The following is a 13,171-nucleotide window of genomic DNA, read 5'->3' on the forward strand; positions in this document are numbered from 1 at the left end:
AAGACGCGGGATAATTTTCCCGTTCCGGGCAATTTCTACCAGACCCGCACGCGAAGACAAACAAAACTCGCTGAGCGTGCGCAGGAATGTCGAATTCCCGGAATCAGGCAGCAGTCCTGCCCTCCTCTGAGCAAACGGAAATCCCATGCATAGCAAAGTCCTGAAATCTTGCCTCGCCCTTGCGATCGGTTTCGTGCTTTCGGCGGGAACGGCTGAAATGGCCTCCGCACAGGCGGCAAAGGGACCGAGCGGCCTGCCGCTGCCGCGCTTCGTCACGCTCAAGTCCAAGCGCGTCAACCTGCGCATCGGCCCCGGCACGGATTATGCAGCTTCCTGGATGTACCTGAAGGCCGGCCTGCCGGTCGAGATCATTCAGGAATACGACAACTGGCGCCAGATCCGCGATGCCGACGGCACCGAAGGCTGGGTCAACCAATCGTTGCTGTCGGGTTCACGGGCGGCGATTGCCGCTCCATGGATGAAGGGCAAGGGCAAGTCTGTCTATGTCAACATGCGCCGCGACGCCCTGTCGTCGGCAACCGTCGTCGCCAAGCTCGAACCCGGCGTCATGATGAACATCGGCGAATGCAATGGCGACTGGTGCTTTGCCAAGATCGACGGCGCCGAAGGCTGGGTGGCGCAGTCGGAGATCTGGGGCGCTTATCCCGGCGAAGCCTTTAAATAAGGCTCGCCTGCTTGCCCGCTTCGGCCAGCGACTTCATCGGCCGCGGACCGATCTGCTGGATCACGATGCCGGCGGCGAGGCAGCCGAGCTTGCCGCAATCTTCCAGCGTCCGGCCCTGCGTGTAGCCGTAGAGGAAGCCGGATGCGAAGAGATCGCCAGCGCCCGTCGTATCGACCAGTTCCCTGATCTTGATCGCATCGACATAGAAGCGCTCGCTACCCTTGAGGATGACGGCGCCATCCTCGCTCATCGTCACCGCCGCGATCTTGCAGTCCTTGGCGATGCTGTTCAGTGCTTCCTCAAAGTCGTCGGTTTCATAGAGCGCGAGGGCTTCCTGGCGATTGGCGAAGACGATGTCGACGGTGCCGGAGCGCATCAGGTCGAGGAATTCGCCACGGTAGCGGTCGACGCAGAAGCTGTCGGAAAGCGTCATCGACATCTCGCGGCCGTTCTCGTGGGCGATACGGGCGCATTCGCGGATCGCCTCCTTGGCGCGCGGCGGATCCCAGAGGTAACCCTCGAAGTAGGTCACCTTGGACTGGGCAACCACTTCGGATTCGACGTCCTCAGGCCCAAGTTCGACGCAGGCGCCAAGGTAGGTGTTCATCGAACGCTCGCCGTCGTCAGTCACAAAGATCATCGAGCGTGCGGTCGGCGGGAACGTACCCTTCGGCTGCGTCTGGTAGTGAACGCCCTGCGCGCGAATGTCGTGGGCGAAGATCTCGCCAAGTTGGTCTTCTGCGACCTTGCCGAAATAGGCGGCCTTGCCGCCAAAGCTTGCGACTCCCGCCGCCGTGTTGCCGGCGCTGCCGCCGGAGGCTTCCACCGCTGGTCCCATGCGCGCATAGAGAAGCTCGGCGCGCTCGGCATCGATCAGGTTCATCGCTGCCTTGGTGATCTTGTTGTCAATGAGGAACTGGTCGTCGCAACGCGCGATGATATCGACGATGGCATTGCCGACAGTCAGAACATCGAATTTGGTCATGAAAGGGTAAGGTCCCGGTGTTTGGTGATAGCCGGTGATCGGTCTTAGCGAATTTTAGCCGCATGGGAAGCGGAAATGCCGTGAGAACCTATCGATGCCTTCGTAAAAGTTCGCCGTTGGGGATCAAACACCACGAGCCGGTCGCCGTGAAGTCCCACAGGTCGCGGTTCAAGCAACGGCCGCATAGATCAGGTCGGGTGCGACCGGCCACTCATTCCTCCGCAGCGCGGATACATCGAGCCGGCCACGCGGGTCGCGGCGGGCGAGGCCCACGAAGCGATAGCGGCTGCCTCGCGTGTCGATGATGCGTGCAGGAATGGGGCGGCCGTCGATGTGGCCGATAACCGGTCCGTCGGATTGCGAACCATTGAGGAAGAAATATTCGTGAGGGAGGTGTCTGCTCACCATCCTATTGCCTTTCGTCGTTCGGTGCGGCGCTCGCAGCAGACCCGCTACGGAGATGCCTTTCGTGTTCGGAACTGGCCTTCTCCAAAGGAACATTGCTTTTTGATGGCACTCTTGAAGAACGACGGCGTGTTCTCTTGATCTCCACGACGAATGGCTTCTTTTGGGGACGCATGCGGATTCCTGATTATGGATGAGGTGGCCAGCTGAACGAGCCGAAGTCGACCACCATGCGTTGCCCAGCGGCGATATGAAGAGCGGTCGAGCAAGAGCCAGTTATGTTGAAGTCACTCGGGTAGCCGTCGGCTCACGGCGCTTCATCACTAAGATGGGGGAAGTGGCCGTATGCTTTCCATTCGGCCGCGAGGCTTCCTGTATTAAAATCTCATAGTGAAGTGGAGGATCACCGTCGCGGGTAAGTCGATCTCAGTGTTCGATCTGCTGCTCTGCGACCGTACTGGCGATGATTTGATCGGAGCCTTTTGCATAGAGCGGAAGCGTCAGGGTGATTGCTTCGCTGCGTCCGTTGATGGTGGCTGTATATCGCTTGTAGATGCGGTCCTGCCCTTGTTCCTCGCCTGCCGAAACGGCGTTTGCCTTCTCGACCAAGGCGCTCTCGAAGACAGTTGCGTCGACGTCGCTCAATGCCACCGTGCAGCCTTCGACAATCTTGCCGCCAACGTCCGCGCGGGAGACCACCAGTGCACGAAAGCTCTCGCTCTCGCCGCCGCTGACAATCCATCCCTGGAGCGCTTCCGGGTTTTCCATCGGCGTGAAGGTGAGCGCCAGGTCCTGTGCCATCGAAGGCCATGCATCGACTTTCGCGCGCTCGGACGTACGCTCGAAGTCGGGACCTGAGGAAACGCAACTGTCGTAGAAGAACGCGAGCTTGGCGGTGGCGTCGTCGGCGAGGGACGGTCCGGTGGCGAGAAGCATGAAGAGGCAGACAGCAAAGCGACGCTTCATTTTGTCTCCGAGCATCAAGTCGGTGCGGCCTTTCAGCCGCACCGATCATTTCAAACCTGTCGGACGTTGTCGGCAGACGTTCTGCCGGTTCGACGGTCCTGTGCGACTTCGAACGCGACGCCCATGCCTTCCTTCACATTGTCGATTCCGCCCCGTTGAGCGGCCGTGACATGCAAAAAGATATCGGTGCCTCCGTCATCCGGCGTGATGAACCCAAAGCCCTTGTCCTGGTTGAACCACTTGACTTTACCTGTTGGCAAAATTTACCCCCATGTTGGTCTCCCCAGCCAAAATGGGACATCGCACGATTTTGCCGGAGGGCACAAGTCCCGTTTTGACCGGATGGAGCAATGGCGCTGGCAGTACGAACGCCGATCGGCGGTCTAGACCTTCGCGCCGGGGGCGTCGACACAGTACAATCTATCGTCGCGGTTTGCCTCAATGTTTCGCAAAAATGCCACCCTGACGTCATCCCTCTGTCATTTGCCGCCTCTATAAGTCCCCTTAACGAGATTGGCATGAGCATCCGAAAGGCTGCAGCCATTCGAGAAGGGAATGATGCCCTTCGACGTTACCGGAGCGACGCTGACCACGGATGAACTGGCAGCATGGCAGACCGGCTATCCGGCAGGACCGGATGCGGAAAAGCGGGCAGAGCCCGCTTTTTTTGCTTTTGTGCTCCGCGCGTTTGTCATTGCGGTCATTTTGCTGCTAGGCATGCTTATCCCTCGCAAGGCAGCCGTACTCAATGTCAGCCATCATCTTCGACGTCCTTCCCATCTTCATCATGATCCTGATTGGCTGGCTGACGGTGAAGCTGCGGTTGATGAAAGCGGAGATCGGTGATGCGCTGAGCGAGTTCGTCTTCAAGATCGCCGTTCCGCTACTGTTGTTCCGGACGATCGCCAAGGCCGATTTTCATGGTGCTTCGCCGTTCCGTCTCTGGATCGCCTACTTTTCCGGCGTTGCTGTGACTTGGATCGCGGCGCATATCGCCGCGACGCGCTTCTTCGGCCGCGATGACCGCATTGGCGTGCTTGCCGGTGTTTCGTCAGCCTTCGCCAACACCATCTTCATCGGCTTGCCGCTCGTCCAGCGCACGGTCGGGGACAAGGGGCTCGTGCCACTCTCCATTCTGATCGCGGTCCATCTGCCTGTGATGATGATCATAGGGACCATCATGATGGAGCGCGCCGAGCACAAGATCGCCGGCAAGAAGGAGCGCAGCATCGCCAAGGTCGTGCGCCAGATCGCCCAAAATCTCATTAAGAACCCGCTGGTGATCGGCTTGGCCGGCGGCGCTGCCATGCATCTCTTAGGGCTCACCATGCCCGGGCCGGTGGGCGCCATCGTCGATCAGATTGCCGGTGTGGCCGGGCCGGTTGCGCTGATCTCACTCGGCATGGCGCTCGAGAAGTACGGAATTTCGGGCAACGCCGGCATCGCCAGCGTCACCTCCGCCTTCAAGCTCCTGCTGTTGCCCGCCTGCGTCTGGGCGGCGAGCCATCTGGTCGGGCTTGCCAGCGATTGGACGGCTGCCCTTGTGCTGATTTCGTCCGTCCCAACAGGCGTCAACGCCTGGCTGATCGCCAATCGCTTCGGTGTCGGCCACAGCCTCGCAGCGTCGACGATCACGCTGACGACGGCGCTTGGGGCCATCTCCGTTTCGTTCTGGGCCTTTCTGCTCGGGGGCTAATGCAAAAAAGAAAAAGCCCGGCGTCAGGCCGGGCTTAGGTTTTCTTATGGAATCGAGCAGCGTCTTACTGCGTGGCGCTATCCGGCGCGTTCGGATCGGGAAGCGCAACCGGCGAATCGGCCAGCGTGTGCAGGTAAAGAATGACGTTGGCGCGATCCGTATCCTTCGGGAGACCGGCAAAGCCCATCGCCGTACCGGCAACGTACTTCTTCGGCGCTGCCAGGAAGTGGTTCAGATGGTCGAAGGTCCACTTCTCGCTGCCACCTTTGGAGAAATCCTTCATCGCCGACGAGTAGGCAAACGCCTCGTGCGTGCCGATCGGACGATCGACGAGACCATAGAGGTTCGGACCGACTTTGTTCGGCCCCCCCTTAGTCGCGTCATGACAGGCCTGACACTTCTTGAACACGGCTTCGCCAGCCTTGGCGTCCGCCTTTGCAAGCAGCTGTGCGATCGGAACGGCTGCAGCCGGTGCGGCCTCGCCGCCACCGGAGGCGGGTGCCTCATCAGCGACGATCGCGAAACCTTCCTTCTCCGGCGCTTCCGAATGAAAGATCCCCTCCGACGCGATGGAGACGGACATCAGAACGAAAACCGTCCCGAGCAGCGCCCCCACAGCCGTATTCACGTATGAATTCATCTGCAATGCTCCCCTTGCAGCCGGCAGACATAAAACCGGACCATCTTGAAATCGCGCGGAACCTATGTCTTTTGGCTATCCGTTGCAACAGTCTAAATGGGCTGCTGCGTGAGACTTTTTGACACCTTTCCGCCCGGATTAGAAGGCCCGAACAATGACCAGTCCAAATTTAGATGACGTGCTTGTGCTGATCCCGGCGCGCATGGCATCGACCCGTCTTCCGGGCAAGCCGCTTGCCGATATTTGCGGACTGCCGATGATTGTCCAAGTGGCATTGCGGGCGAAGGAAGCCGAGATTGGCCGTGTCGTCGTCGCTGTCGATGACCAGCAGGTCTATGACGTCGTTGCTGAGGCGGGCTTCGAAGTCGTCATGACCAGCAAGGATCATCAATCCGGTTCGGACCGCATTTACGAAGCGCTGGGGAAGGTTGACCCGGAGGCCCGCGCCAAGGTCATTGTCAATGTGCAGGGCGACCTGCCGACGATCGAGCCGGAAACCGTCCGCGCCGCGTTGCGCCCGCTGGAGGACCCCAACGTCGATATCGCGACGCTGACGATCGCGATCGATAACGAGGCAGACAAGACGGCGCCCCATGTTGTCAAGGTGGTCGGCGCGCCACTGTCCGCAAGCCGACTGAAAGCGCTTTATTTCACGCGGGCCACTGCGCCTTATGGCGAAGGGCCGCTCTATCATCACATCGGCCTCTATGCTTATCGCCGGTCCGCCTTGGAGCGTTTCGTGACGCTTGGGCCATCGGTCCTGGAAAGGCGCGAGTCGCTGGAGCAGCTGCGCGCGCTGGAAGCCGGCATGCGCATCGACGTCGAGCTCGTTGACACGGTTCCGCTCGGTGTTGATACTCCTGCCGACCTTGAAAAGGCGCGGCGCATTCTCTCCGCAAGAACGAAGTGACGGATTTTCCATGAACATCAAAACCAACAGGATCGCCTTCCAGGGCGAGTTCGGTGCGAACTCCGATATGGCGTGCCGCGACATGTTTCCGACCATGGAGCCGTTGCCGTGCCAGACGTTCGAGGATGCCTTTGTGGCCGTCGAGAACGGCGATGCCGATATCGGAATGATCCCGATCGAAAACACGATCGCCGGTCGCGTCGCCGATATTCATCACCTGTTGCCGGAGTCCCGCCTGCACATCATCGGCGAGTATTTCATGCCGATCCGCTTTCAGCTGATGGTGCTTCCCGGCGTCACCAAGGATGAGATCCGCACGGTTCACAGCCATATCCACGCGCTCGGGCAGTGCCGCAAGATCGTCCGCTCACATGGCTGGAAGCCGGTGATCGCCGGCGATACCGCAGGTGCTGCAAAACTCGTCCAGGAGACCGGAGATCGGTCGATGGCCGCACTTGCCCCGCGCCTTGCTGCGGAGCTCTATGGCCTCGACATCGTGGCCGAGAACGTCGAGGACACTGAGGACAACGTCACCCGCTTTGTTGTCCTTGCTCGCGACGAAGAATGGGCGCATCGCAGCTCGGCCGAGGAAAAGCTCGTCACGACGTTCGTCTTCAACGTCCGAAACATCCCCGCCGCGCTCTACAAGGCGCTCGGCGGCTTTGCGACGAATACCATCAACATGACCAAGCTTGAGAGCTATCAGCTCGGCGGCAAGTTTGTCGCCACGCAGTTCTACGCCGACATCGAAGGTCACCCGAACGATCCTAATGTCCGGCGCGCGCTGGAGGAATTGCGCTTCTTTTCCGAGAAGGTGCGTATTCTCGGGGTCTACAAGGGCCACCCAATGCGGGGCCAGCTGCAGAAATAAAAAGGGCGCCTCGGGGGCGCCCTTTCTTTTTGCGACTCACTTGTCCGGCTCGCACACACGCAAGCGATGGCCGTCCGGATCAAGAACGACGAAGGTCGGCCCGAAATCCATGTCCGTGAGGTCCTGCGCGATGGGGAGTTGGCGCTTGCGCCAGTCCTCATAGAGCGTCGAGACGCCGTTCTCCCCGGGCACCATGAAGGCGATTTCGGCGCGGCTGCCGGTCGCTGACGGCTGCGGCGTTACCTTGCTGAGCCGCCAGAGGCCGAGTGTGAAGCCGCCGTCGAGCGCGAAGGCAACGAAGTTCGGGGCTTCGGCCACCGGCTCGCGGCCGAGCAACGACCGGTAGAAACCGGCGCTCGTGGATGGGTCCTTGACGTATAAGATGATGAGGTTCGGGCTGTTCATCGGGTTGTCCTCGTTGTGGCAGGGTGGCAGGCGAAGAAACGCCGCTGCACTCATTGGCAGCGGCGGCGGTCGGTCAGTGCGTCTTGGGAGTTGCTTTGCGTCTAACCTTCTTGGCAGGGGCAGCCCCAGTCCACCAAGCCGAGATCACGTTTCATCGGCTCGGGCATGGTCTCCAGATCGAGGCGCGAATACCTCCTCAGCACCATCTGGCGCGAAGCGTTCAACATCATGCGCAGAAGTGTGGATTGCGGATATCCTGCATCGCAAGGGGTCTCGTCGACCGGATGGTTGCCACGCGTCGATCGGGTAAGGTTCAAGCTCGTCATCATCGGTCCTCCTGTTGGATTGGTACCGATAATAGCGCTGACCACTGTCAGTTTATGGCAGTAGCGTCGCGCTCAATGAGCAATATCCTGCTGGTCCCGCCACTCCTTGAGAAGCACGGCGCGCCGGCGCGGATAACGTCCGTCCTGCGGGATCATTTCGACGATCCGGTCGGTGCGGAAATGACGATAATCTTTACGCAATTCACACCAGGCGACGATGACGCGAACCTGCTCGAAGTAACTCAACGCGAAGGGCCAGATATTGCGGACGGAGACGGTTCCACCCTCATCAGAATAGGTCAGCTTGAGGATCCGCTCCGTACGAATCGCCTTGCGAATGGCGCCGAGGTCCGCCTTGTCGGCAACGGGCGGCTTTAGGTGGACGAGCAGCGTCGACGTCTCGATCTCGTCGCGCATGTCCTGCGGCAGCACGTCGGCGATCTTGGCGAGCGCGTCGGCGCCGGCGGCGGCGAGCCGCGGATCGGCCGCCCGCGCGACCCAACGCGAGCCGAGAACGAGCGCCTCGATTTCGTCCTGCGAAAACATCATCGGTGGCAGCATAAAGCCCGGTTTCAGTACGTAACCCAGTCCGGGCTCGCCTTCAATCAAGGCCCCTTGCGCCTGCAGGCTCGAAATGTCGCGGTAAAGCGTGCGGATGCTGACGCCGGTCTCGGTCGCCAGCACGGAACCGCTGACCGGCCGGCGATAGCGCCGCAGGGTCTGCAGCAGAGTCAGAAGGCGTTCGGAGCGTGCCATCTTAGGGGCCTCGTTCTACAGGCCTTATTGCTTTTTCCATTCCACCCAGTCGCGCATCAGCCGATGGGCGATGGCTCCCTTGGGCGGCGGCGCCTTGCCAGTAAGTCCGGGCCGCTCGAGCATCTCGAGCGTTTCCTCGCGCGTGAACCAGCGGCAGTCTTCCAGTTCCTGGCTGTCGAATTTGACGGTTTCGGATTTGGCCTCCGCATAGCAGCCGATCATCAGCGAATGCGGCATCGGCCATGGTTGCGAGGCGTGATAGCGGATCCGTCCCGTATGGATTCCGGATTCCTCCAGCGTCTCGCGGCGCACGGCGTTCTCGATCGTCTCACCCGGTTCAACGAAACCGGCAAGACAGGAATACATGCCCGGAGCGAAGTGCGGGCTGCGCCCAAGAAGGCAATGATCGCGTTCCTCGTCGATCGTTAGCATGATGACGACGGGGTCGGTGCGTGGGAAGATCGTGTGCTCGCACGCGGTGCAGACACGCTTATAGCCACCGATATGGATGCTCATCGTCGATCCGCAGCGGCCACAGAACTTGTTGTCACCGTTCCAGCGGATAAGGCTGGCGCCCTGGGCAAATTCGCCAAGCAGAACCTCGTCGAGCAGCATCTCGCGAAACAGCGACCGTCCGTCTGCGGGTTTGTACTGGCTGGCAAGCTCGTCCTCGGACACGCCGACCGGAACCGCCAGTCGCGGCTCGCCGGTCTTGCGGTAGCCGAGCAGCACCGTCTCGTCCCAGTTTGGCTGCAGGTCCTTCAGTTCGTAGCGGGCAAACAGCGGGTCAAGCACTTGGCCGTCATGCTTCAGAACCAGCTTGTCGCCGGCGAAAGCGAAGATATGGGTTCCTTCCTTGGCCAATGCCTTGTCGACCGACGTCTCGTCGCGATGTTCGGAATCGCGGATCAGGTCATTGGCGGCGAAGGCAGTCAGGCTGCTGGGTTCCGGATGCGGAACATCCGAATCGAAAAGCGAACGGCTCATGATGAAAGGGCTTCCCGCAACTTCTCTATAAGGTCATTTCTCTTTTCCGCAGCGTAAGGCTCTGCCTTGCCGAAACCCCAAACCGGATTTGGCCAATTGGCATCGCCTTCGAAGCGGGCAATGACATGAACATGAAGCTGACGGACGATGTTGCCAAGGGCCCCGATGTTGATTTTTGTGGCGCCGGTTGTCTTCTTCAGCGCAGCGGCGACCATCTCGGTCTCGAATGTCAGCATCACCTGATCGAGAGGTGTCAGCTCGAAGACTTCGCTGATATCCGTCCTGCGCGGTATGAGGATCAGCCACGGCCAACGGGCGTCCTTCGACAACCGCAGATCACACAGCCCCGTCTGCATGACACTGTCGCTATCGCTTTCCAGCCGACGGTCGAGCTTGAATTCGTCCAACAGGCATTCCTCCATGTTTTCCTGAGGCTAGCAGTTTTTTTTGAGCTTGGCTTGCTTTTGATGGCGATATTGCCGATATGTGCATCCGGGAGGTTGGTGGTGGACGAGCCACTCGCCAACCGGGTCAGGTCCGGAAGGAAGCAGCCCTAACGAGCCCGGCACGGGTCATCGTGCCAGCCTCCCACCTTTCTCTCCATTCTTGCTCGGGCAGTCCGGGTGATAAGCAGGGCGATGAGCGACACCGAGCGACAGTCAAAAGATGCCGCCTCGACGGGCACCGGATACCGGGTGCTGGCACGCAAATACCGCCCCAAGGATTTCACAGATCTGATGGTCGGCCAGGAGCCGATGGTCCAGACCCTGACCAACGCCTTCGAGACCGGTCGTATCGCGCAGGCCTATATGCTGACCGGCGTTCGCGGTGTCGGCAAGACGACGACCGCCCGCATCCTCGCCCGTGCGCTGAACTACAAGACGGCAGAGATCGACAAGCCGACGATCGATCTGCGGATCCCCGGTGAGCATTGCCAGGCGATCATGGAAGGCCGGCATGTCGACGTCATCGAGATGGACGCCGCCTCCCACACGGGTATCGACGACATCAGAGAGATCATCGAGCAGGTACGCTACCGCCCGGTCTCGGCGCGCTACAAGGTCTACATCATCGACGAAGTGCACATGCTCTCGACGCAGGCCTTCAACGGTCTGCTGAAGACGCTCGAAGAGCCGCCGGAGCATGTGAAGTTCATCTTCGCGACGACCGAAATCCGCAAGGTCCCGATCACGGTCCTGTCGCGCTGCCAGCGCTTCGACCTGCGCCGCATCAGCGCGTCTGATCTTGTCGGCCTTTTCACCACGATTGCATCGAAGGAAGGCATCGAGGCCGAACCCGATGCGCTGGCGATGATTGCGCGTGCCGCCGAAGGCTCCGCACGCGATGGTCTTTCGCTGCTTGACCAGGCGATCGCCCATGGCGGCGGCGCGGTTCTGGCTGAAATGGTGCGCGGCATGCTCGGCCTCGCCGACCGCGCCCGCATCGTCGATCTCTTTCATCACATCGTCAAAGGCGATGTCGCAGCGGCGCTCGGCGAATTCGAAAGCCAATACGAAGCGGGTGCCAATCCCGTTGCCGTGCTGACCGATCTTGCTGACTTCACGCATCTGGTCACGCGCCTGAAATATGTGCCTGATGCGGCAAACGACCCTTCGCTCAGCGAAGTCGAACGCACGAAGGCTGCTGAATTCGCTAAGGGCGTGGCGGTGACGACGTTGTCACGCATCTGGCAGATGTTGCTGAAGGGCATTCCGGAGGCCGAGGGCTCCTCGCGTCCGGCCGGCGCCGCAGAGATGGTGTTGATCCGGCTGGCGCATGCCGCGCATCTGCCGGCACCCGAAGACGCCGCCCGTCGCCTGGCGGAGTTTTCCGAGACGAACGGTGGCGGTCGCCCGTCTGCGCCATCTGGCAACGGCGGTGGCGGCGCAACGGTGAACTACCAGGGCAATCTGGCGGCTCGATCGACCGAGTCGATCCCGCGTCCACACCCCGCCGGTCCGACCGCGATGCTGCGCGCCGTCCCCAATCCCGATCCGCACAACGTGCCGGTCGGCCGCGTCGAGACGAAGCCGACCGAGGCGCCGAAGCCGCTGGTGTCGGTCAATTCCATTGGCGATATCGCCAATCTGGCCGGCGACAAGCGCGATGTGAAGATCAAGGCGCTGGTGCGCAACTTCGTGCGCCCGGTGCGCATCGAGCCCGGTCGCCTCGACGTCAATCTGACGGAAGGTGCCCCCGGCACGCTGCTGAACGAACTGGCAGTCAAGCTCAAGGACTGGACCGGCATCCATTGGATCGTCAGCCTCAGTCGCGAGGAAGGCCAGCCGACCATGGTCGAGGCCGAAGCGAATGCCAAGGCGCAGCAGGTGAGCGACGCCCGGCAGGATCCGGATGTGGCGGCGATCCTCGCACAGTTTCCGGGCGCCAAGATCATCGACGTTCGCGTACGGGCGCCGGAACTGGATGAGGAAGAAGAGGTCAAGGCGCCTGCCGCTGCCGAATCCGACGAAGGCGACATCCTGCCTGGCGACGACATAATTTTCTAAAGTATCGAGAAGGAGCGAGACGATGCGCGACATCATGGGCATGATGGGCAAAGTCAAGGAAATGCAGGCCAAGATGGAGAAGATGCAGGCGGAAATCGCCGAACTCCACGCGGAAGGCAAGTCGGGTGGCGGCCTCGTCACCGTGATCCTCAACGGCAAGGGCGAGATGCAGAGCCTGAAGATCGACCCGTCCCTCTTCAAGGAAGATGACGTCGAAATCCTCGAAGACCTGATCGTTGCCGCGCACAAGGATGCCAAGGACAAGGCGGAAGCCGCTGCTGCCGAAAAGACCAAGGCGTTGACCGCCGGCCTGCCGATTCCTCCAGGCTTCAAGATGCCGTTCTGATTAGTAGGTAGACTAAGGGTGCGGTGTCGGCTGCGCTGGCATCGCCTTCCGTCACGCAACAGGGAGGATTGCCGATGACGTTGACCAGTCTGTTTGTCTTTGCCTGCGCGTTGTTTGTCGCGGCTGGCTCCCCGGGTCCAAGCGTTGCTGCGCTCGTCGCCCGCGTGATTTCCAAGGGTGCGCGCGACGTTCTGCCGTTCCTTGCGGCCATGTGGCTCGGCGAAGCAATCTGGCTGACCTGCGCCGTCGCCGGCTTGGCGGCGATTGCCGAAACCTTCCACTATGCTTTCATTGCCATCAAGTGGCTGGGTGTCTGCTATCTGTTGTATCTCGCTTGGAAGATGTGGTTCGCATCGCCTGATAGTGACGGCGAGGCGCTGCCTGATGCGCAGTCGCCGTTGAAGCTTTTCCTCGCCGGCATGACGGTCACGCTCGGCAATCCCAAGATCATGATGTTCTACATGGCGCTGCTGCCCTCGATCATCGACATTCAGTCGGTGACCATAGTCGGCTGGGCCGAACTGGTTGTGACCATGCTTCTGGTGTTGATCGTGATCGATATCAGTTGGGCGCTGCTCGCCGCCAAGGCGAGAAGCTTCCTGAAGAGCCGGCGTGCTGTGCGCATGGCCAACCGCGCGAGTGCCGGCACGATGGCCGGCGCCGCGGTGGCAATCGCGATCCGTTAG

Annotated in this window: 18 protein-coding genes and 1 other RNA gene; 9 read left to right on the plus strand and 10 right to left on the minus strand. The window is 60.7% G+C overall.

Annotated features, from left to right (window positions below; all coding sequences use genetic code 11):
• The first annotated feature begins 145 nt into the window (after window positions 1-145).
• A complete protein-coding gene (locus FHT76_RS22905; protein WP_016552194.1) occupies window positions 146-685 on the plus strand; it encodes an SH3 domain-containing protein in 540 nt (179 codons plus the stop codon).
• On the opposite strand, the gene FHT76_RS22910 is transcribed toward FHT76_RS22905, so the two are convergent.
• The 4 genes from FHT76_RS22910 to FHT76_RS22925 form a co-directional block, all read right to left on the minus strand.
• On the minus strand, window positions 678-1,670 hold the full coding sequence (locus FHT76_RS22910; protein ID WP_183863206.1) for an adenosine kinase: 993 nt from the start codon (window positions 1,668-1,670) through the stop codon (window positions 678-680). The genes FHT76_RS22905 and FHT76_RS22910 overlap by 8 nt on opposite strands.
• 168 nt (window positions 1,671-1,838) lie before the next feature.
• A complete protein-coding gene (locus FHT76_RS22915; RefSeq protein WP_183863208.1) occupies window positions 1,839-2,078 on the minus strand; it encodes a hypothetical protein in 240 nt (79 codons plus the stop codon).
• Window positions 2,079-2,501: 423 nt separating this feature from the next.
• Window positions 2,502-3,041 (minus strand): hypothetical protein, encoded by a 540-nt coding sequence (locus tag FHT76_RS22920; protein ID WP_183863210.1) that lies wholly within the window; start codon window positions 3,039-3,041, stop codon window positions 2,502-2,504.
• A 50-nt stretch (window positions 3,042-3,091) separates the two neighbouring features.
• The gene (locus tag FHT76_RS22925; RefSeq protein ID WP_016552198.1) at window positions 3,092-3,301 is read right to left on the minus strand and encodes a cold-shock protein; all 210 of its coding nucleotides are present in this window, start codon (window positions 3,299-3,301) and stop codon (window positions 3,092-3,094) included.
• A gap of 295 nt (window positions 3,302-3,596) precedes the next feature.
• On the opposite strand from FHT76_RS22925, the gene FHT76_RS22930 reads away from it, so the two are divergent.
• Window positions 3,597-3,887, plus strand: coding sequence for a hypothetical protein (locus FHT76_RS22930; RefSeq protein ID WP_183863212.1), 291 nt, complete (start codon window positions 3,597-3,599; stop codon window positions 3,885-3,887).
• Complete coding sequence (locus tag FHT76_RS22935) at window positions 3,790-4,737, plus strand: AEC family transporter (RefSeq protein ID WP_183863214.1); 948 nt, start codon at window positions 3,790-3,792, stop codon at window positions 4,735-4,737. The genes FHT76_RS22930 and FHT76_RS22935 overlap by 98 nt, the downstream gene beginning before the upstream one ends.
• A 64-nt stretch (window positions 4,738-4,801) precedes the next feature.
• Here FHT76_RS22935 and FHT76_RS22940 read toward each other — a convergent pair whose 3' ends face one another.
• On the minus strand, window positions 4,802-5,377 hold the full coding sequence (locus FHT76_RS22940) for a cytochrome c family protein (RefSeq protein WP_016552200.1): 576 nt from the start codon (window positions 5,375-5,377) through the stop codon (window positions 4,802-4,804).
• A gap of 154 nt (window positions 5,378-5,531) precedes the next feature.
• On the opposite strand from FHT76_RS22940, the gene FHT76_RS22945 reads away from it, so the two are divergent.
• Both FHT76_RS22945 and FHT76_RS22950 read left to right on the plus strand, forming a co-directional pair.
• Window positions 5,532-6,287 (plus strand): 3-deoxy-manno-octulosonate cytidylyltransferase, encoded by a 756-nt coding sequence (locus FHT76_RS22945; protein ID WP_183863216.1) that lies wholly within the window; start codon window positions 5,532-5,534, stop codon window positions 6,285-6,287.
• Window positions 6,288-6,297: 10 nt separating this feature from the next.
• Window positions 6,298-7,158 carry a prephenate dehydratase gene (locus FHT76_RS22950; protein WP_016552202.1) on the plus strand — a complete coding sequence of 287 codons (861 nt, stop codon included), beginning with the start codon at window positions 6,298-6,300 and terminating at the stop codon, window positions 7,156-7,158.
• A gap of 36 nt (window positions 7,159-7,194) precedes the next feature.
• On the opposite strand, the gene FHT76_RS22955 is transcribed toward FHT76_RS22950, so the two are convergent.
• The 5 genes from FHT76_RS22955 to FHT76_RS22975 all read right to left on the minus strand — a co-directional run bounded on the left by FHT76_RS22955 (window position 7,195) and on the right by FHT76_RS22975 (window position 10,039).
• Entirely contained in the window at window positions 7,195-7,563 is a 369-nt protein-coding gene (locus tag FHT76_RS22955; RefSeq protein WP_183863218.1) for a VOC family protein, read from the minus strand.
• A gap of 101 nt (window positions 7,564-7,664) precedes the next feature.
• Window positions 7,665-7,892, minus strand: coding sequence for a hypothetical protein (locus tag FHT76_RS22960; RefSeq protein ID WP_183753788.1), 228 nt, complete (start codon window positions 7,890-7,892; stop codon window positions 7,665-7,667).
• A 69-nt stretch (window positions 7,893-7,961) separates the two neighbouring features.
• Complete coding sequence (locus FHT76_RS22965; protein WP_183863220.1) at window positions 7,962-8,645, minus strand: YafY family protein; 684 nt, start codon at window positions 8,643-8,645, stop codon at window positions 7,962-7,964.
• 24 nt (window positions 8,646-8,669) lie between these two features.
• A complete protein-coding gene (gene nudC / locus FHT76_RS22970; protein ID WP_183863222.1) occupies window positions 8,670-9,632 on the minus strand; it encodes an NAD(+) diphosphatase in 963 nt (320 codons plus the stop codon).
• Window positions 9,629-10,039, minus strand: a complete 411-nt coding sequence (locus FHT76_RS22975) for an HIT domain-containing protein (protein WP_183753784.1) — start codon at window positions 10,037-10,039, stop codon at window positions 9,629-9,631. Before FHT76_RS22975 ends, nudC begins: the two co-directional genes overlap by 4 nt.
• 88 nt (window positions 10,040-10,127) lie before the next feature.
• Here FHT76_RS22975 and ffs point away from each other — a divergent pair.
• The 4 genes from ffs (at window position 10,128) to FHT76_RS22995 (ending at window position 13,171) form a co-directional block, all read left to right on the plus strand.
• Window positions 10,128-10,224: signal recognition particle sRNA small type (gene ffs, locus FHT76_RS22980), an RNA gene on the plus strand.
• Between the two features lie 46 nt (window positions 10,225-10,270).
• Complete coding sequence (locus FHT76_RS22985) at window positions 10,271-12,139, plus strand: DNA polymerase III subunit gamma/tau (protein WP_259185897.1); 1,869 nt, start codon at window positions 10,271-10,273, stop codon at window positions 12,137-12,139.
• A 22-nt stretch (window positions 12,140-12,161) separates the two neighbouring features.
• Window positions 12,162-12,485 carry a YbaB/EbfC family nucleoid-associated protein gene (locus FHT76_RS22990; RefSeq protein WP_007799011.1) on the plus strand — a complete coding sequence of 108 codons (324 nt, stop codon included), beginning with the start codon at window positions 12,162-12,164 and terminating at the stop codon, window positions 12,483-12,485.
• 74 nt (window positions 12,486-12,559) lie between these two features.
• A complete protein-coding gene (locus FHT76_RS22995; RefSeq protein ID WP_183863226.1) occupies window positions 12,560-13,171 on the plus strand; it encodes a LysE family translocator in 612 nt (203 codons plus the stop codon).

The sequence above is a fragment of the Rhizobium sp. BK176 genome (genome assembly GCF_024808055.1).